This is a genomic window from Flavivirga aquimarina, from assembly GCF_030540835.1.
Lineage (GTDB): Bacteria > Bacteroidota > Bacteroidia > Flavobacteriales > Flavobacteriaceae > Flavivirga > Flavivirga aquimarina.
Window position 1 is genome coordinate 48928 of sequence record NZ_JAUOEK010000056.1, and the last position, 17709, is coordinate 66636.

Below are 17709 nucleotides of genomic sequence, written 5' to 3' on the forward strand. Positions count from 1 at the left end.
AAAAACACAAAAAAGAATAACCTAGTTAAAAATGACCAAGTTTAGTTTAAAAAATAAAGTAGCATTAGTTACAGGAGGCGGAAGCGGTATAGGAAAAGCAATTTCCTTAACCTTTGCAAGCCAAGGAGCAAAAGTACATATCCTAGATTTTAATATAGAGGCAGCAGAAGAAACAGTTAAAGAAATTGAAAACTTAGGAGAACAGGCCGCTGCACACAAATGTGATGTATCTAACCAAAGTAATGTTAACGAGATTATTGAAAATATTACTAAAAATGATACCATAGATATTTTAATAAACAACGCAGGTATTGCCCATGTAGGTAATATAGAAGCAGTAGAGGTAGAAGATCTGGATAGATTATATAACGTTAATATAAAAGGTGTTTACAACTGTATAAAAGCCAGTTTACCTGCATTAAAAGCTAATGGAGGCGGTGTTATTTTAAATCTAGCTTCAATAGCTTCTTCAGTTGGTATAAATAGCCGATTTGCTTATTCTATGACTAAAGGAGCCGTATTAACCATGACATATTCTATAGCAAAAGATTATGTGTTAGAAGGGATACGTTGTAACTGTATTTCTCCCGCTAGAGTACATACACCTTTTGTAGATGGATTTATTAAGAAAAATTACCCGGGTAAGGAAGACGAAATGTTCGATAAATTATCTAAAACACAACCTATAGGTAGAATGGGTAAGCCACAGGAAATAGCAGATTTAGCCTTGTTTTTATGTTCAGACGAAGCTAAGTTTATCACAGGATCAGATTACGCGATAGATGGCGGATTTATAAAATTAAACGGAAATTAAAATAGAGAAAACGTATAGATATGAAATTAATAAGATTTGGAGCTGTTGGTGAAGAAAAACCAGGTGTACAATTAGCAAACGGAACTAACATAGATGTATCGGCATTTGGAAGTGATTATGATGAAGCATTTTTTGGAAATGATGGTATCGAAAAATTAAGTGCTTGGTTAGAGCAAAACGAATCAAGTTGTCCTGTAATTGATGATAGTGTACGTTTAGGAGCTCCTTTAACACGACCTTCTAAAATAGTTTGTGTAGGACTAAACTATGCGCAGCATGCAGCAGAGGCAGGTATGGAGATACCTAAAGAGCCTGTGTTATTTTTTAAATCGACTACAGCATTAGTGGGCCCTAATGACGATGTTATTATACCAAAAGGGAGCGAGAAATCCGACTGGGAAGTAGAGTTAGCCATTGTAATAGGTAAAAAAGCATCTTATGTTGAAGAAGCAGATGCTTTCGATCATGTAGCAGGTTATGTATTACACAACGATGTAAGCGAACGTGCTTATCAATTAGAACGTTCAGGGCAGTGGTGTAAAGGAAAAGGCTGCGATACGTTTGCACCTGTAGGTCCTTTTATTGCAACTAAAGATGAAATTAAAGACCCTAATAACTTAAACTTGTGGTTAAAACTAAATGGTGAAGAGATGCAAAATAGCTCAACGTCAGATTTTATTTTTAACGTACAGCACGTTGTGAGCCATATTAGCCAATTCATGACACTTTTACCAGGAGACATCATTTCAACAGGAACGCCGTTTGGTGTTGGTTTAGGCTTAAACCCTCCTATGTATTTAAAAGAAGGTGATGTTATGGAGTTAGGAATAGAAGGTTTAGGAGTATCTAAACAAAACGTAAAAGCTTATAAATAGTGATAATAGATGCACATCAACATTTTTGGAATTACGATCCAGTTAGAGATAGCTGGATTGACGATTCGATGCAGGTCATTCGTAAAGATTTTTTACCTAAAGGCCTAAGGCCAGTTTTAGAAGCCAATAATGTTGATGGGTGTATTGCAGTACAAGCAGACCAATCAGAAGAAGAAACAGAATTTCTTCTAGAATGCGCTAAAAATAATCCTTTTATAAAAGGGGTTGTAGGTTGGCTAGATCTACGGGCAGAAAATATAGAAGAGCGTTTAACACATTATTCAAAGCATAAACTATTTAAAGGAGTTAGACATATTGTACAAGCAGAAACAGATGATGCTTTTATGCTCAAGCCAGATTTTTTAAATGGTATTAACAAACTGGAACAATTTGGATTAACATACGATATATTAATTCATGAAGGCCAACTATCTCAAGCTGTTGCTTTGGTAGAAAAATGCCCAAATCAGCAGTTTGTTTTAGATCATATAGCAAAACCTAAAATATCTAATGGTGTAGATTCGATTTGGGAAAAGCACATGAGAGCTTTAGGGGCATATAAAAATGTGTCTTGTAAAATTTCGGGTATGGTTACCGAAACACAAGACTTTAAATGGCAGGAGAAAGATTTTACGCCTTTTTTAGATGTCATAGTAGATGCTTTCGGCGTAGATAGATTACTCTATGGTTCCGATTGGCCGGTGTGTTTACTCGCTGGAACTTATGGAGAAGTCATACAAATAGTACAGCGTTATTTTGAAAAGTTTTCAAAACAAGATGTTTTGAAGGTTATGGGTGAGAATGCTGCAAGAATATATAAACTAGATTAAGAAAAGAAACTAAATTGAGACTAATTAATGGATTTACAACTAAAAGATAAGGTCGTAATAGTAACAGGGGGGTCTAAAGGAATAGGCCTAGGGATTGTAGAATCCTTAGTTAGAGAAGGAGCTATACCTGCTATAATAACTAGAAATAAAGCTAGTGTTTTAGAGATTATACCAGAGTTTAAAAAAAGAGGGATAGACCTTTTTTATGCGCTTGCAGAACTTACAGATAAAGAACAATGCAAAGCAGCTGTAGAAAGTGTTATAGAAAAGTACGGAAAAATAGACGGGCTAGTAAATAATGCTGGTGTAAATGACGGTATTGGTTTAGAAAATGGCGATTACGAAGGTTTTATGTCATCATTAAAACGCAATGTAGTTCATTATTACCTTATGGCACATTATGCGTTGCCAGCACTCAAAAAAAGTAAAGGCGCTATTGTAAATATAGGATCTAAAACAGCCGATACAGGTCAAGGAGGCACATCCGGATATGCAGCTTCCAATGGAGGTAGAAATGCTTTAACAAGAGAATGGGCAGTAGAGTTATTACCTTATAGCATTCGTGTTAATGCTTTAATTGTGGCAGAATGCTATACACCTTTATACGAAAAATGGATTAGCACATTTCCTAATAAAGAGGAGAAATTAGCAGGAATCACCAAAAATATACCTTTAGAAAAGCGTATGACAACCGCCGAGGAAATTGGAGATACTGTAGCCTTTTTGCTATCAAATAAATCCAGTCATACTACAGGGCAACTTTTATATGTAGATGGTGGTTATACCCATCTGGATAGAGCTCTTGAATAATACACAATAATTAAATATATTGAAACTAAACTAAAACCATGAATATGAAAAACACGACTAAAATTCCAGTAGTTCCTAAAAAAATGCTTTTGCCATTTATTTTGGTAACTTCATTATTTGCATTATGGGGGTTTGCTAATGCTGTAACAGATCCAATGGTTGGAGCTTTCAAAACGATATTAGAATTATCAAATACTCAAGCATCGTGGGTGCAAATGGCATTTTATGGCGGATATTTTTGTATGGCATTACCAGCAGCTTTATTTATGCGTAAATATTCATATAAAGTAGGTATTTTAATAGGATTGGCACTATATGCTACTGGAGCACTTTTGTTTTACCCAGCTGCACAAACAGAAAGTTTTATATTTTTTTGTTTAGGATTATATGTGTTAACTTTTGGATTAGCATTTTTAGAAACAGCTGCAAACCCATACGCACTAGCTATGGGAGCAAAAGAAACAGCAACACAACGTTTAAATTTAGCTCAAGCAGTAAATCCTTTGGGATTAGTAGCAGGGTTGTTGATTGCTAAATTTTCAGTTAAAGAAAAATTACAATCAGATGATATTGCTGATTTTTCTACTTTAGATGAATCGACTAGGGATGCTATAAGAATGGCTGACTTATCTGTTATTCGTGATCCTTATGTTGTTTTAGGCTTAGTTATAATTGCTGTTTTTATAATGTTTTTGGTTAGTAAAATGCCACAATCTAAAGAAGAGGGAGCTATGCCTAGTATTAAAGATACCTTTATTATTTTATTTAAAAATAATAAATACGTTTTAGGTGTTTTAGCTCAAATATTATATGTTGGTGCGCAAATTATGTGTTGGACATATATATATCATTATGTGCAAGGGCTTTTAGCCAAAAATGTATTCGAAATTTCGAGTATCAATATTTTGGGTCTGGAGTTTGAAAAAGATGCTTTTTATTATCAATTTTTAGCTTTCATATTATTTGTAGTAGGAAGAGCTGTTGGTACGTATTTATTACGTTTTGTAAGTTCTGGAAAACTTTTAATGTATTTTGCTGTTTTAGCAACAATATGCGCAGCAGGTACAATTTGGATTGAAGGTATGTTTGGTGTCTATAGTTTAGTTGGAATTTCATTCTGTATGTCTTTAATGTTCCCTACCATATATGGCATTGCTTTAGGAGACTTAACAGAAGAAGAATCTAAAGTTGGTTCTGCTGGTTTAGTTATGGCTATTGTAGGAGGTGCTTTAATGCCTATGTTACAGGGAATGATTATTGATATTGAAGGAACAGGTGTTTCAGATACTATAATAATGGGCGTTTCAGAAGTTAATTTTTCATTTATTTTACCTTTAGTTTGTTTTATATATATCGCTTGGTACGGATTTCATGTATTTAAAAAATACGAAGTAAAAACAGCTTAGTTTTATGAAAAGGTATTGTTTTGCACTCGATTTAAAAGATGATCCTGCTTTAATTAGTGAATATATAGAGTATCATAAAAAGGTATGGCCAGAAATTTTAAAGAGTATAAAAGATTCTGGAATTATATATGCTGAAATATACCATGTTTTCGACAGATTGTTTTTAATAATAGATACCCATGAATCATTTTCTCTTGAAAATAAAGGAAAAATGGATTCTGAAAACCCAATAGTTCAAAAATGGGAAGATCTTATGTGGAACTATCAAAAAGCATTACCAAATGCTAAGCCTGGAGAAAAATGGATTTTAATGGAGCGCATTTTTAAACTTTAATGAGATGTATTTCATAATTAATTAGATAAAAAGAATAATGAAGGTAGGTTTATTTATACCCTGTTACATAAATCAGTTATATCCGCAAGTTGGAGTTGCTACTTTAGAACTATTAGAAAAGTTAGGGGTTGAAGTCGATTATCCAATGGGGCAAACCTGTTGTGGACAACCCTTAGGTAATTCTGGTTATGAAGAAGATTCTAAAGGCGCATGTCAGTTGTTTGTTGAAAACTTTAAAGCTTACGATTACATTGTTGGCCCTTCTGGAAGTTGTGTATATCATGTAAAAAAACATTTTGATATTTTAGAACAAACAGATGCTGTAAAAAAGGTGAGAAATAATACATACGAACTGTGTCAATTTATTTATAAAGTATTAGGAAGAACAGATATAGGCGCGTCGTTTCCTTTTAAGGTTGGGATTCATAAAAGTTGCCATGGATTAAGAGGATTGCGTTTAGGTTCATGTTCCGAACGTATGGATGATCCTTACTCTACAGAAGAAAGTTTACTTAAAGAAGTAAAATCTCTTGAATTAAAGACTTTAAATAGAGCAGATGAATGTTGCGGATTTGGAGGAACGTTTTCTGTTTTTGAAGAAGCCATTTCGGTTAAAATGGGAAAAGATAGAATACAAGATCATATAGATAGTGATGTTGAAGTCATAACAGGAGCAGACCATTCTTGTTTAATGCATTTAGAGGGGTTGATAAATAGAAATAATCAACCATTAAAAGTGATGCACATTGCAGAAATTTTAAATAGCACAATGTAATCATGGCACACGCAAAAGAAGCAGAAATATTTAATAGAGACGAATCAAAAGTTAATTGGCATGATAAAGCGTTGTGGTTTGTTAGAAATAAACGCGACAAAGCTGGAAGTAATGTTAAAGGGTGGGAAGAACTCCGAAATTTAGCCTCAGCCATTAAAGCTAATGTGTTATCTAATTTAGATAATTATTTGGTTCAGTTTGAAGAAAATGCCAAAAAAAATGGAGTTCATGTTCATTGGGCAGCAAATGCCGAAGAGCATAATAAAATTGTTCATTCCATTTTATCAAAACACAAGGTAGAAAAAGTAGTGAAAAGTAAGTCGATGCTAACAGAAGAGTGTCACTTAAATCCCTATTTAGAAGCCAATGGTATAGAAGTCGTAGACACCGATTTAGGTGAACGCATCGTACAATTGGCCAAAGAGCCGCCAAGCCATATTGTTCTACCAGCTATTCATAAAACAAAAGAAGAAGTAGATGTTTTGTTTCAAGAGCATTTAAATACAAAACCGAGTAATGGTGATCCGCAATATTTAACAAGTGAAGCGAGAAAGCATTTACGAGAAAAGTTTTTAAAAGCAGATGCAGCCATTACAGGAGTAAATTTTGCAGTAGCAGATACAGGTGGTGTTGTAGTTTGCACCAATGAAGGAAATGCCGATATGGGCACGCACCTTGCAAAAGTTCATATTGCGTGCATGGGTATGGAAAAAATCATTCCGCAAGAAAAACATTTAGGGGTTTTCCTTCGATTATTGGCACGTAGTGCTACAGGACAACTCATTACCACTTATTCGTCGCATTTTAATAAACCGGCTCCAGGAACAGAAATGCATATCGTAATTGTCGATAACGGAAGAACCAAACAACTAAGCCGTGATGATTTTAGAGCTTCTTTACACTGTATTCGATGTGGTGCTTGTATGAATACATGTCCCATATACAGACGTAGTGGTGGACATAGTTATAAAACAACCATTCCAGGCCCTATAGGTTCTATTTTATCACCAGGTATCGATTTAAAGAAAAACAGTTCGTTACCGTTTGCATCTACCTTATGTGGTTCATGTTCTGATGTTTGTCCGGTAAAAATCAATATTCATGAACAGTTATATCAATGGAGGCAAATAATAACTAAAGAAGTAAAGCAGCCTGTTGTAAAGAAATCTGTTTTAAAAATAACCGGACGTGTTTTAGCGAATTCTAAAATGTATGGTTTTATGGGTAAATCAGCGCGATTTATGCTAAAGCATATGCCTCGATTTATGATATATTCTAAGTTAAATGCTTGGGGGAAAGCAAGAGAATTGCCTAAAGTGAAGGATGGTAATTTTGATGAGTGGTATAAAAAAAGACAAAAAAATGAGTAGTAGAGATTCCATTTTAAAAGCGGTTAAAAATAACAAACCTGAATTATTACCATTACCGGAAATCGATTTAGATGTTTTTAATGAAGATATTAACTTACTTGAAACATTTATAAAAAGTGTAGAACTTGTAGGAGGACGTGCCAAAGTATTAAATTCAATATCAGATTTAGATAATGAAATAAAAGCATTATATCCTAATGCAAAACAAATTGTTTCTTCTGTTAAAGAATCCGATTTTGGCACGGTTTCAATTTCAAAAGATACAGATCCACATAGTTTAGAAACTATTGATTTAGCGATTATACAAGGAGAATTTGGTGTTGCAGAAAATGGAGCTGTTTGGATTTCTGAAAATGATTTCAGTATTAGGGTTTTACCATTTATAACAAACGATTTAATTTTGGTAATATCCAAAGATGCTATTTGCTTACACTTACATGATGCTTATAAATTAATTTCAAAGAGAGAAAGAACTTTTGGGTTGTTTGTTGCTGGGCCATCAAAAACGGCAGACATTGAGCAGTGTTTAGTTATTGGAGCGCATGGTGCTGTTAGTCTAACGGTTATGGTAGTTTAAAAAGTAAAGGGTTAGACTTTTATTAAAAAATCCAACCCTAGTATTCTTAGCTTAAATCTATTTATTGTTTTTTTATACTCCCAGAAACGCTGTTGTTTTTATTAACTGTTTCAGGATTTCCGTAATATCTTATATCCCCTCCACTAGTTGCTTTTGCCGTAAGTTCTTTAGAAGTGTTTACGCTAATATCTGCTCCACTGGTAGCTTTTACATGACTAGATTCTGCAATTAAATTACTTGCTTTTATACCGCTTCCGCTGGAGGCTTCTGCAATTAACTCGATCGTTTTTCCAGACAAACGTAAGTCACTTCCACTTGTCGATTTACAGTTTAATACAGATGTGTTTACTTCAAGTTTCATATCGCTACCACTAGTCGATTTAAGTTCTAAATTTTCAGTAGTAATAACATTTGTAGCATATACATCACTTCCACTGGTAGATATAATACTGGAAATATCTTTAAAACTTACCATTACTTTTTTCGATGAAGATTTACCAATGTTTTCTTTTGTGTGTATTTTTAAAACATCATTCACTACTTCAACGATAATAAGGTCGTGTAAGTTATCATCTGCTTCAACAGTAATACTTTCGTTATCACTTTGTGTTAAATAGACATCTAAACCTTCTGTAGCTTTAATAGTAGAAAAAGGCTCATGGATGGTTCTTTCTTCTGTCGTAACGTTTCCATTTCCTTGAACTCCGTGGCCGAACTTTAGATCGAAATTGCAAGAAAAAAGTGTTAAACTTAAAATGGTGGCTAGAATAAACTTAATGAGTGTTGTCATAATAATTCGTTTTAATTGATGATTAATATAATGCTCAAATATCTTTTAAAATGTTGTTGATTAATAACTTAAATATCCGAGCTGTAGTTTTTTATTGATGAATTGTTAGTTTTTCGATTCTATATTTATTCCGGTAGAATCGATATTTACTTTTACAACATCAGACTTAACTTTTAAACCGGTATCGTCAACTTTTAAACTATTACTATCCGATTTAACTTCTATGCCTTCATCATTAATTTTTAAATTAGGGGTATTTACCTTTACTTTAAAATCTTTTTCTTTCTCTTTTTTAGCAGGACAGTCTAAACATTTAGTATCATCTTCTATAATTTCTAAAAAATTTCCTGCGCCTTTTGATAAAACTATATTGCCATTATGTTTGTGATTAGTTAAGAAGTGCTTAGTGTTTTTATCAAATTTTACGATACTGCCTTCTGGAAGATATAGTATGATTTTTATTTCTTGATCGCTAATTTTATTTTCAGGATTTGTAGTTAAATATGGGTCTAATAGTAAATTAGAATTACTAAAAGCGTAATTATAATTTATGTTTTTAGCGCGTTCTATAGATTTGTCATAACTTCTACCATCAGAACTTTTTTCAATAACCATTGACGCCACAGAGTCTGTAGTCGATTTAACAATAATATGAACATCGGCAGAATAGATCATTTTATTTCCATCATTATCATTTGCCAATCTAAAATTATGATACTTGTAAAAATTCTGGCTAAATTTTGTGTCTCCTACCATTTTTATACTTAAGGTATCATTGGCTTTAATTTGTAATTCGGTTTTTTCTATATATTTTTCGTTATAAACATGTTCGCTAGCTTCTCTTATGATTATAATAGCTACCCCTATTGTGGATATTAACCATAAGCCTAGTAATGTGAATTTGGCTATATTACCAATCGATTTCAAGTTGTTAATCAGGATTTTTAAACCTAAATAGAACAAGAAAAAGAAAGGAATACCGACAGCAAAAAAGCTTAACAAGGACGCTAACCAAAGTGGTGTGTTTCCAGCATTGGCAATTTCAACTAAGTCTAATCCAGGAATATGGATAATATCTATAATGCCAACAGAAAATAGGGCAATTATTAAAACGATTAAGGAGAAAGCCCCAATAAGTATTAACAGTATCCCAATAAATTTTGCAAATACTTTAAAGAAGAACATAATGACTTCACCTAAAGTGTCGAAAAATGTTTTAGAACTGGACTTAATTTTATTACCCTGTTTTTGAAAATCAATATTTTTAGTGGCATCAGATACGGTGCTGCTTACGTTTTTTGCAGCATCAGAAACAGATTCGGACACATTTTTTGCGACATCACTTACTGTTTCAGTGACATTTTCAAAGCCGTCTTTAATTTTTTTTTCTATATTACTAATGTTCACAGGCTCTCCCGTCATCATTATCTTTTCGGCAGTAGTTTTGGCCTCAGGTACTAAAATCCAAAGCAAAATATATAATAGAATACCGGTACCAGCGGCACTAAACAATATAATCCATGCTAAACGAACCCATATCGCATCAATACCAAAATAATGCCCTAAACCAGATGATACACCACTTATATAAGAGTTGTCTGTATCTCTAAATAGTTTTTTAGAAGGTGCTGTTTTTCTTTTGTAAGTTGTTTGCGGTTCATCTTCAAAGATTTCGTCATCAACCAAATAGTCTTCCGGTTGCCCCATAATGGAGATAACTTCATCTACCTCTTTAATTCGTATAACCTGTTTATTGTTTTGAACACGTTCATTAAAAAGTTCGGCAATTCGAGCTTCAATGTCAGCTATAATTTCAGAACGCCCTTGAGAGTCTGTAAATGAACGTTTTATAGCCTCAAGATAGCGTTGTAATTTTAAGTACGCATCTTCATCTATATGAAAAAATATACCTGCTAAATTTATGTTGACTGTTTTATTCATTTTTTTGTTGTTTTTTGGCTTGTTACTATTGTTACTGCATTGTGTAATTCACTCCAGGTTGTGTTTAATTCTTTTAAAAATAGCTTACCTGTTTCGGTTAAACCGTAATATTTTCTTGGAGGTCCGGAGGTAGACTCTTCCCATCTGTAATTTAAAAGCCCTGCATTTTTAAGTCGTGTAAGTAAAGGGTAAATAGTTCCTTCTACTACCAGCAACTTTGCATTTTTAAGGGTGTCTAAAATTTCTGCTACATAAGCATCATTGTCTTTTAAGACAGATAGTATGCAGAATTCTAACACACCTTTACGCATTTGTGCTTTTGTGTTTTCTATCTTCATATTCTAAAGCGTTTTAATATTATGAAACTGTTCATTTTTTGATTTACCTGCCAATAGACAGATTGATTTGATGATTGTTTATTGATGAATCCTTTACATTTGCCAAGCAGATGCTCAGGGTAATATTTATTTTAAAAAATTAATTGTTAATGGGTATTTATAATATTCGCCATCTCTCGCTTTTAAACTTGCTAATACAATAAAAACAAGTTCTACTATAAAACCTATAATGGCTAAAAAACCTAATGCTCCGCCTATATAAAGTAGAGGAGAGGGTTTACCAATGTTAATATGAAAGTCATGAAAACCATGAAAATCTATAAAATCGATACCATGAAAAACCTTGAAAATAAAAAATGGTATTGTTAATGTTCCTATAATGATAGCATAAAGCAAAATACTAATCTGAAAATTAATAGCTTGTTTACCATGATTATCTATAAATTCAGATTTATCCTTATTCGTAACCCATAGAATAATAGGGCCAATAAAGTTTCCAAACGGAATTATAAACCTGCTAAAGGTTGATAAATGAATAAATGTTGCAATGTTTTTTTGATGATTATCTAGCATGATTTTAAAACATATAATAGTTTCTTATACAAATATATGTCTAAAAGAAGGTACTTTGTTACGCATAGTACTGAAAATTAACATAACATTAACATTTGTAGTTAATTAATTTATTCCCTTTACTACCCCTAACAGTTTTTTCTTTTTCATCACAGTTAAATCTTAACTGAGGGAAAATGGATAATTAACTTAAGATCGAAAATATTACAGATTTTTCGTTTTTTTAAATTCATTTATATTTGCAGCTAAATTTTTTTTATGCCAAAAGTTTTTAAATTTTCTTTTTTAATAATTATTTCTTTTTTAATTTTTAATTGTTCCTCTAATGATGATTGCACTAAGTTCATAGAAGTTAGCGTACAATCAGTTGATGGTAATGGGAACTATACTCCTGCGCAATACAAAGAAGTTCCTTGTGATTTTTGAGCCCTTGTTTGTACAATGTTATCACAGGATTTAGTTTATGATAATTATAGCTATAAGAGCAATTAATTTTAAAATTCTATTTTCTAACTTCGCTTTATTAATCAATTTTTATTTTAAAAAATCTATGCTAACAATTAAAAAAATCACAAAAAAATCCACTAAAACTATTCTTGATATATCTAATGGTGTTAGATATTCTATTGGTGAAGATTCTAAAGGTTATGAAAATATTAATTATTGGAATGAAGAAGATAACATTGATATTAATGTTACTGATGATAATAATATATATACTCTCATTTGCCATAACACTTCGGTTATAGTAACATATTTTAAAAATTAATTTTTAACCATAATTCAAAATCTACGGTTAAATATCCAGTATATGTTGTGGGGTTTGCGGTCTTTCATTGTATATTGAACATTATTTTAATTACTGTCCAGACGTTTTGGATTAAGACGAAAGCGATAAGAAATATCCCTAGCAAATAAGAAAAAAAAGAAACTTTTTTATAATTGCTTTTTGACATATTTAACAAATCGTATATCATCCAAAAACCATTCTCTAGTCCTTTTTTATTGTTTTTCTTTTCATGAAGATAAACTATATAGAACCATACTACATTTATTTCATAAAGTATATTTTTATTTTTATCTTTATTTTTAAAGTTAATAGTTGATTTAAAATTGTTTAACTGGTGTTTATGAAAATATTTATTAGTAAAACGATTTAATTTATTAATAAACAACAAGAACAATTCTTTGTCTAGTTTCTTTTTATCTCCTTCCTCCATAAATGATACGATTTTCTTCCAATTCAGTTTATTATAATATTTTGTATTACCATAAAATTCCCCAATATACCTATCTAAATGCTTAAAATTCTTTTGTTCTTCCACAAAACTAGCATATGATTTATTCTCTTTTATGATAGAGGGAGCTTTTAAATTATATATTACTGCTGCTATAGTGAAAAACAAAGAGCAAAAGTAAAATACTTGCCATGTAAATGGTAGTTCAAAAACTATTTCAATATCCTCTCCAAAAATAACCATATTTAATGGTGACTTAACTTTTTCAAGTATTTTGGCTAAAGCAGGAACTATAAAAAGGTAGATGTAAGATTTGTTTATCATTTTGTTTTCTCCCAATACTCTTAAATCACTCCACTTAATATTTTTAAACATCTAACAAATAGTTTTTTACAAAGTAAATGTAAGAAATTTTATATATTTCAATATATTTACTTTGTAAACTTTCACCCGATATGATTAAAGTATTAAAGAATTTTGCTCTAGGTCTAATTATCACCTCTGCTCTCGCATTAGTTACTTATATTTATTTAAATAATATAAAGCTGTCAATTATATTCCTGTCACCATTAGCAACCTTAGTTGCTATATTTTGGGGGAATATTTCTGTTTTTTCCAATGATAAGAAAGAGCCTCAAGGCCTAAATAAAAGGTCTGTTTACAATAAGCATAGAGATATTGAACTAGTTGGAGAAAAAGAGATCGAACATCAAAGGAAATTACCTAGACAAGGCTCTGGAGCTTTTGGTGATAGAGATAGAGATAGAGATTTTCAAGATGACCGTTACTATAAAAGTAGAACAATACGAAAAGATACTCCTAAGAAAAAAGAAGATAGTAGTGGGTGTACTTGGCTTATTATCATTTTTTGTATTATATGGATAGTACCAGCTATAATGATTTATTGGATACTAAATCCAGAAAATGTAAATAAGGCGATTAGAATAAGCGTATTTATAGTTAGTTTGAGCTGTTCTGTAATTTACTTCCTTTTAAATAGAGAGAAATTCAAAAGCCCTGGTGATATTGTCGGGTACTTCTCAGGCGCAACAATTGGTCCCGTTGGTGTAACTGAAATATTATTTCTTTAATATTTTTAGGGTTTTTCCTGTTTTTTTTATATAATTGCGAATATGCTAGAATATTTTGACATAAAAGGTTTTATTACGGGGCTTATAATAGCCTTGGTCATATTTTTAGCCACTCTTCTAAAAGATTTTGTCCTTTTTGAGCTTAAAAAAAAATGCCGTTCTCTAAAAGTTTAACATACCTTTAACAAACTCTGGCTTTGCATGTATTTACAGTGATTAAGAGCGTTTTTAGGGTTGAATTTGGTAGACTCATTTGATTTATACCCCCTCGAAAATACAGGTGTTTACGTTATCTAATCCTATTGTTTTTAATCGAAATAATTTTACTGAATAAAGGATTTATGAAGCCTGTTTATCTGTTTCTTTTATCTTTTGAGTAAACCACCACTTGTGCATCATGTACGCAGTAATATTCTAGCATATAATTATGAATGTCTTCAAATTTCACCTCAAAAAACTCGCCTTCATATATAAATTTTTCAAAATATTTATGGGCGTTACTCTCGGCTTTATCATATTTCAAAACTTCATATTTTGCAACTAGCTTTAAATTAGGATTACTAGTTTTAAGCGAAGACATTCTTTTATTTGTAAAAAATACAAGCCTTTAACTCCTACTTATTTTAATTATAGCCATAAGAGCCAATAATTTTAAATTCCTTTGATTTAACTTTGTATTTTTAATTAACATTCAATTTTATTATTATGTCAAAATCATCAAAATATCAACTTTATAAAAGCAACAAAACAAGTACAATATGTAATGATTCTGGAAGCTATTATTGTAATGAACACGATTATATTCAAAATTATATCCACGAAGGAGATACTTTCCCTAAATGCGATAGAGGAGGTCGAAAACATAATACTGTTTGGTTTAAATTCAATAATTAACTACAGGATTTTAGATAAAATAATTATTATTAATAATAGCCCTAAAGTCAAAATAGCCCCTTTGGAAATTCTGTGATTGTGAACTTCTTTTGAGTTCATAATAACCTTGTATTAATTTATTGTATTTGTATAGGTTTATCATACTCAAGAGGCTAGAGTTTATCTGACTAACGCTTTTGGTATAGTAGATGCCTGGTAATGGTTTTGTAGTTCCTTTAAAACGTTTTTTAATCAGTAATAACGAGACTCAATTTTAGAGCGTTCTAATGAAAGCTGGCAGTAAATAGCATAATAAATACAAACTATTATTATCTTTATGTACTATTCTTTATCACTTTAGGTAAAAAATAAATTATAAATAATGAGCATAACTCCCAGAAAACTAAATACTTTCATAATATTTAAGCTGCCGGCGGCTTATTTTTGTGGTGTACGCACAAAACACATTGATACCAATAAGTGTATAGTAACTGTAAAGTATAGATGGATTAACCAAAATCCTTTTAAATCTATGTTTTGGGCAGTACAAGGCATGGCAGCAGAGTTTTCAACAGGAGCATTAATGATAGCGAAGATTCAAGAATCTGGTAAAAGAATTTCTATGCTAGTAACCAGTAACAATGCCACTTTTACAAAAAAGGCAACAGGTAGAATAACCTTTACTTGTAATGATGGCCACTTAATTGACGAAGCATTAAAAAGAACAATAGAAACTGGAGAAGGACAAACTATTTGGATGAAATCTATAGGAGTAAATGAAGAAGGCGTAGAGGTTTCAACCTTTAATTTTGAATGGAGTGTTAAGGTGAAGGGGTAGTTTTTAGTGTTCGGTAATAAGCAGTGTTCAGTGATCAGTAGCAGTAAAATCAGTCTTCGTTTTGTTATTTGGAATTTGGTGCTTAAAACTTGGTGTTCATATGTAACAAAACTTTAAACGAATATACTTATAGTTAAATAAAAAAATAAAAAAATGACAGCACACGAAATTGATTATAGAATATACGGAGAAGAGATGCAATATGTAGAAATTGAACTTGATCCGGAAGAAGTCGTTATTGCAGAGGCAGGTAGTTTTATGATGATGGACGATGGTATAAAAATGGAAACCATTTTTGGTGATGGGTCTAAAAAAGACACCGGGTTTTTAGGAAAAATATTAGGAGCTGGAAAACGTATTCTTACTGGTGAGAGTTTATTTATGACGGCCTATTATAACACTTTAATAGGTAAACGTAATGTATCATTTGCTTCTCCTTACCCGGGAAAAATTTTACCCATAGACTTAACAGAGTTTAAAGGCAAATTTATTTGCCAGAAAGATGCATTTCTATGTGCAGCAAAAGGGGTAAGTGTAGGAATTGAGTTTTCGAAAAAGTTGGGAAGAGGTTTATTTGGAGGCGAAGGGTTCATAATGCAAAAACTTGAAGGAGATGGTATGGCATTTGTTCATGCTGGAGGAACAATGGCTAAAAAAGAATTACAAGCTGGAGAAATTTTAAAAGTTGATACAGGATGTATCGTTGGTTTTACACAAGGTGTAGATTACGATATAGAGTTTGTTGGCGGTATTAAGAATACTATTTTTGGAGGTGAAGGTCTGTTTTTTGCAAAACTGCAAGGTCCTGGTACAGTATATATTCAATCATTACCATTTAGCAGGTTGGCAGGACGTGTTTTGGCATCAGCTCCAAGAGGGGGAGGAAAAGATAAAGGAGAAGGAAGTCTTTTAGGTGGTTTAGGCGATTTATTAGATGGCGATAATAAATTTTAAATGTTAAATTTATTTTAAACAAAAAAACTTGTGCAATTTTTTATTAAATTTAAAGTTCATTAATTAAAACATATAAGCCTATACAAAAATCTACTTATTTTTTACTAACCTAATAATCTTAAGATGCATTATGGCAAGAGCAATGCTAGAGTATACTAAAACAGTACTTGGAAAAGTCAGTTTTGATACGACTTTGTTCTGCAAAGAAGTACAAAAGGCAGTGCAACGTTTACTACCTTACGAGTTAGAAGAGCTTAAAATATTTATTCTTTCTCTAGTACAGCAGAACCCAGAATTAGATAAGTGCTTAATTTATTTAAAAGCATAAAAAACGTTAGACAGTACAAATCCTTAAAAAGGATGGTGAAATAAAAATAATTTGAATGAGCCGGATACTATATCCGGCTCATTTTGTTTAAGTATAATTGTTGTAGCAGATTTAATGAAACATATTGCAACATATCAAATTTACGGTACTGTTAGAATTACTGGAAGAGAAATTGTATTTGTTGGATTCATTATTTTATCTGTTACAAACAATGTATAGAAATTTACATATAGATTCTTTGAACAAATGTCAAATAAAAAAGCTACTCGTTAAAGTAGCTTTTTTATAGTAATAAATAATATTTTACTAGTTTTTACGAAGAAAGGTACTCACTTCTATAGCTACATCTTCCCAAGTTTTACTAACGCCATCAGGACCTTTATGTAAATCAAAACAAGCTTTGTTTATAGATTCTAAAGCACCTAAAGCATCCCAGTCTTTAAGATTCATTGTACCAGTCATACTTACACGTCTTTCATCTGTTATCTTAACTTCTAACGGTAAGTCGTTGGTAACACCATTCATAGTAATAGAAGCAATGCACGAATCATTAATATACTTAATAGTACCTTTTAAAAACTCAGTATCTAACATCGCACCAAAGAAAAACTCTTTTAATTTTGCATCACGTGTATTAGTAGCATCGTTAGTAAACAAACTACTTATTGGTATAGAAAAATTTAAATTGTTTAGAGCTTCTTGAGGAGAGCCTCCTTCTTTATTGTCAAAATTTATTGTTGTGAATTCGCCACCAACACCAATCTTTTCGGTGGTTTTGTAAGCGGTCCATTTAACAGATGTAGCCTCAGGCTTTGCAACAAATTTTTCTGTTACTTCTACCTCATTGGAAGAATCTGTTTTCGCTTCTTTTTTTTCTTGTTTACATGAAGTTATTCCTATCGAAATAACAACTAATAAGGTGATTATTCTTTTCATTTTTTAGATTTTTTGGTG

Annotated in this window: 23 protein-coding genes; 16 read left to right on the top strand and 7 right to left on the bottom strand. The window is 31.7% G+C overall.

Annotated features, from left to right (window positions below; genetic code table 11):
- The first annotated feature begins 31 nt into the window (after positions 1-31).
- The 9 genes from Q4Q35_RS03800 to Q4Q35_RS03840 are packed head-to-tail and all read left to right on the top strand — an operon-like array spanning position 32 to position 7791.
- Positions 32-814, top strand: coding sequence for an SDR family NAD(P)-dependent oxidoreductase (locus tag Q4Q35_RS03800; protein ID WP_303276605.1), 783 nt, complete (start codon positions 32-34; stop codon positions 812-814).
- Positions 815-834: 20 nt separating this feature from the next.
- Positions 835-1689 (top strand): fumarylacetoacetate hydrolase family protein, encoded by an 855-nt coding sequence (locus tag Q4Q35_RS03805; protein ID WP_303276606.1) that lies wholly within the window; start codon positions 835-837, stop codon positions 1687-1689.
- A complete protein-coding gene (locus Q4Q35_RS03810) occupies positions 1689-2519 on the top strand; it encodes an amidohydrolase family protein (protein ID WP_303276607.1) in 831 nt (276 codons plus the stop codon). The genes Q4Q35_RS03805 and Q4Q35_RS03810 overlap by 1 nt, the downstream gene beginning before the upstream one ends.
- 27 nt (positions 2520-2546) lie before the next feature.
- Entirely contained in the window at positions 2547-3329 is a 783-nt protein-coding gene (locus Q4Q35_RS03815) for an SDR family oxidoreductase (protein WP_303276608.1), read from the top strand.
- 44 nt (positions 3330-3373) lie between these two features.
- Complete coding sequence (gene fucP / locus Q4Q35_RS03820; protein WP_303276609.1) at positions 3374-4735, top strand: L-fucose:H+ symporter permease; 1362 nt, start codon at positions 3374-3376, stop codon at positions 4733-4735.
- 4 nt (positions 4736-4739) lie between these two features.
- On the top strand, positions 4740-5069 hold the full coding sequence (locus Q4Q35_RS03825) for an L-rhamnose mutarotase (protein ID WP_303276610.1): 330 nt from the start codon (positions 4740-4742) through the stop codon (positions 5067-5069).
- Between the two features lie 37 nt (positions 5070-5106).
- A complete protein-coding gene (locus tag Q4Q35_RS03830) occupies positions 5107-5844 on the top strand; it encodes a (Fe-S)-binding protein (protein ID WP_303276611.1) in 738 nt (245 codons plus the stop codon).
- A 2-nt stretch (positions 5845-5846) separates the two neighbouring features.
- Positions 5847-7214 carry a lactate utilization protein B gene (locus Q4Q35_RS03835; protein ID WP_303276612.1) on the top strand — a complete coding sequence of 456 codons (1368 nt, stop codon included), beginning with the start codon at positions 5847-5849 and terminating at the stop codon, positions 7212-7214.
- Entirely contained in the window at positions 7207-7791 is a 585-nt protein-coding gene (locus Q4Q35_RS03840) for a LutC/YkgG family protein (protein WP_303276613.1), read from the top strand. The genes Q4Q35_RS03835 and Q4Q35_RS03840 overlap by 8 nt, the downstream gene beginning before the upstream one ends.
- A 61-nt stretch (positions 7792-7852) precedes the next feature.
- Here Q4Q35_RS03840 and Q4Q35_RS03845 read toward each other — a convergent pair whose 3' ends face one another.
- From Q4Q35_RS03845 to Q4Q35_RS03860, 4 genes are all read right to left on the bottom strand, one after another.
- Positions 7853-8581 (bottom strand): head GIN domain-containing protein, encoded by a 729-nt coding sequence (locus tag Q4Q35_RS03845; RefSeq protein ID WP_303276614.1) that lies wholly within the window; start codon positions 8579-8581, stop codon positions 7853-7855.
- 105 nt (positions 8582-8686) lie between these two features.
- Positions 8687-10522: a PspC domain-containing protein gene (locus Q4Q35_RS03850; protein ID WP_303276615.1), complete on the bottom strand. Its 1836-nt coding sequence runs from the start codon at positions 10520-10522 to the stop codon at positions 8687-8689.
- A complete protein-coding gene (locus Q4Q35_RS03855; protein ID WP_303276616.1) occupies positions 10519-10860 on the bottom strand; it encodes a PadR family transcriptional regulator in 342 nt (113 codons plus the stop codon). Before Q4Q35_RS03855 ends, Q4Q35_RS03850 begins: the two co-directional genes overlap by 4 nt.
- A gap of 126 nt (positions 10861-10986) precedes the next feature.
- The gene (locus Q4Q35_RS03860) at positions 10987-11433 is read right to left on the bottom strand and encodes a DUF4870 domain-containing protein (protein WP_303276617.1); all 447 of its coding nucleotides are present in this window, start codon (positions 11431-11433) and stop codon (positions 10987-10989) included.
- Positions 11434-11983: 550 nt separating this feature from the next.
- On the opposite strand from Q4Q35_RS03860, the gene Q4Q35_RS03865 reads away from it, so the two are divergent.
- Positions 11984-12202, top strand: coding sequence for a hypothetical protein (locus Q4Q35_RS03865; RefSeq protein WP_303276618.1), 219 nt, complete (start codon positions 11984-11986; stop codon positions 12200-12202).
- Between the two features lie 64 nt (positions 12203-12266).
- On the opposite strand, the gene Q4Q35_RS03870 is transcribed toward Q4Q35_RS03865, so the two are convergent.
- On the bottom strand, positions 12267-13046 hold the full coding sequence (locus tag Q4Q35_RS03870) for a hypothetical protein (protein WP_303276619.1): 780 nt from the start codon (positions 13044-13046) through the stop codon (positions 12267-12269).
- Positions 13047-13126: 80 nt separating this feature from the next.
- Between Q4Q35_RS03870 and Q4Q35_RS03875 the strand changes: the two genes are divergently transcribed.
- Entirely contained in the window at positions 13127-13762 is a 636-nt protein-coding gene (locus Q4Q35_RS03875; protein ID WP_303276620.1) for a hypothetical protein, read from the top strand.
- Positions 13763-14114: 352 nt separating this feature from the next.
- Here the strand turns inward: Q4Q35_RS03875 and Q4Q35_RS03880 are convergent, their stop codons facing one another.
- On the bottom strand, positions 14115-14342 hold the full coding sequence (locus Q4Q35_RS03880) for a GIY-YIG nuclease family protein (protein WP_303276621.1): 228 nt from the start codon (positions 14340-14342) through the stop codon (positions 14115-14117).
- A 125-nt stretch (positions 14343-14467) separates the two neighbouring features.
- Between Q4Q35_RS03880 and Q4Q35_RS03885 the strand changes: the two genes are divergently transcribed.
- From Q4Q35_RS03885 to Q4Q35_RS03905, 5 genes are all read left to right on the top strand, one after another.
- On the top strand, positions 14468-14656 hold the full coding sequence (locus tag Q4Q35_RS03885; RefSeq protein ID WP_303276622.1) for a hypothetical protein: 189 nt from the start codon (positions 14468-14470) through the stop codon (positions 14654-14656).
- 361 nt (positions 14657-15017) lie between these two features.
- On the top strand, positions 15018-15473 hold the full coding sequence (locus Q4Q35_RS03890; RefSeq protein ID WP_303276623.1) for a DUF4442 domain-containing protein: 456 nt from the start codon (positions 15018-15020) through the stop codon (positions 15471-15473).
- Between the two features lie 153 nt (positions 15474-15626).
- A complete protein-coding gene (locus Q4Q35_RS03895) occupies positions 15627-16427 on the top strand; it encodes a TIGR00266 family protein (protein ID WP_303276624.1) in 801 nt (266 codons plus the stop codon).
- A gap of 130 nt (positions 16428-16557) precedes the next feature.
- A complete protein-coding gene (locus Q4Q35_RS03900) occupies positions 16558-16755 on the top strand; it encodes a hypothetical protein (RefSeq protein ID WP_303276625.1) in 198 nt (65 codons plus the stop codon).
- Positions 16756-16806: 51 nt separating this feature from the next.
- Positions 16807-16974: a hypothetical protein gene (locus Q4Q35_RS03905; RefSeq protein WP_303276626.1), complete on the top strand. Its 168-nt coding sequence runs from the start codon at positions 16807-16809 to the stop codon at positions 16972-16974.
- Positions 16975-17061: 87 nt separating this feature from the next.
- Here Q4Q35_RS03905 and Q4Q35_RS03910 read toward each other — a convergent pair whose 3' ends face one another.
- Positions 17062-17691 carry a YceI family protein gene (locus Q4Q35_RS03910; RefSeq protein WP_303276627.1) on the bottom strand — a complete coding sequence of 210 codons (630 nt, stop codon included), beginning with the start codon at positions 17689-17691 and terminating at the stop codon, positions 17062-17064.
- Between the last annotated feature and the right edge of the window lie 18 nt (positions 17692-17709).

Excerpts from the sequence above, each read along its gene's own strand:
- Q4Q35_RS03800 (WP_303276605.1), top strand. The coding sequence starts at position 32 with ATGACCAAGTTTAGTTTAAAAAATAAAGTAGCATTAGTTACAGGAGGC.
- Q4Q35_RS03805 (WP_303276606.1), top strand. The coding sequence starts at position 835 with ATGAAATTAATAAGATTTGGAGCTGTTGGTGAAGAAAAACCAGGTGTA.
- Q4Q35_RS03815 (WP_303276608.1), top strand. The coding sequence starts at position 2,547 with ATGGATTTACAACTAAAAGATAAGGTCGTAATAGTAACAGGGGGGTCT.
- fucP (WP_303276609.1), top strand. The coding sequence starts at position 3,374 with ATGAAAAACACGACTAAAATTCCAGTAGTTCCTAAAAAAATGCTTTTG.
- Q4Q35_RS03825 (WP_303276610.1), top strand. The coding sequence starts at position 4,740 with ATGAAAAGGTATTGTTTTGCACTCGATTTAAAAGATGATCCTGCTTTA.
- Q4Q35_RS03830 (WP_303276611.1), top strand. The coding sequence starts at position 5,107 with ATGAAGGTAGGTTTATTTATACCCTGTTACATAAATCAGTTATATCCG.
- Q4Q35_RS03835 (WP_303276612.1), top strand. The coding sequence starts at position 5,847 with ATGGCACACGCAAAAGAAGCAGAAATATTTAATAGAGACGAATCAAAA.
- Q4Q35_RS03840 (WP_303276613.1), top strand. The coding sequence starts at position 7,207 with ATGAGTAGTAGAGATTCCATTTTAAAAGCGGTTAAAAATAACAAACCT.
- Q4Q35_RS03845 (WP_303276614.1), bottom strand. The coding sequence starts at position 8,581 with ATGACAACACTCATTAAGTTTATTCTAGCCACCATTTTAAGTTTAACA.
- Q4Q35_RS03850 (WP_303276615.1), bottom strand. The coding sequence starts at position 10,522 with ATGAATAAAACAGTCAACATAAATTTAGCAGGTATATTTTTTCATATA.
- Q4Q35_RS03855 (WP_303276616.1), bottom strand. The coding sequence starts at position 10,860 with ATGAAGATAGAAAACACAAAAGCACAAATGCGTAAAGGTGTGTTAGAA.
- Q4Q35_RS03860 (WP_303276617.1), bottom strand. The coding sequence starts at position 11,433 with ATGCTAGATAATCATCAAAAAAACATTGCAACATTTATTCATTTATCA.
- Q4Q35_RS03865 (WP_303276618.1), top strand. The coding sequence starts at position 11,984 with ATGCTAACAATTAAAAAAATCACAAAAAAATCCACTAAAACTATTCTT.
- Q4Q35_RS03870 (WP_303276619.1), bottom strand. The coding sequence starts at position 13,046 with ATGTTTAAAAATATTAAGTGGAGTGATTTAAGAGTATTGGGAGAAAAC.
- Q4Q35_RS03875 (WP_303276620.1), top strand. The coding sequence starts at position 13,127 with ATGATTAAAGTATTAAAGAATTTTGCTCTAGGTCTAATTATCACCTCT.
- Q4Q35_RS03880 (WP_303276621.1), bottom strand. The coding sequence starts at position 14,342 with ATGTCTTCGCTTAAAACTAGTAATCCTAATTTAAAGCTAGTTGCAAAA.
- Q4Q35_RS03885 (WP_303276622.1), top strand. The coding sequence starts at position 14,468 with ATGTCAAAATCATCAAAATATCAACTTTATAAAAGCAACAAAACAAGT.
- Q4Q35_RS03890 (WP_303276623.1), top strand. The coding sequence starts at position 15,018 with ATGAGCATAACTCCCAGAAAACTAAATACTTTCATAATATTTAAGCTG.
- Q4Q35_RS03895 (WP_303276624.1), top strand. The coding sequence starts at position 15,627 with ATGACAGCACACGAAATTGATTATAGAATATACGGAGAAGAGATGCAA.
- Q4Q35_RS03900 (WP_303276625.1), top strand. The coding sequence starts at position 16,558 with ATGGCAAGAGCAATGCTAGAGTATACTAAAACAGTACTTGGAAAAGTC.
- Q4Q35_RS03910 (WP_303276627.1), bottom strand. The coding sequence starts at position 17,691 with ATGAAAAGAATAATCACCTTATTAGTTGTTATTTCGATAGGAATAACT.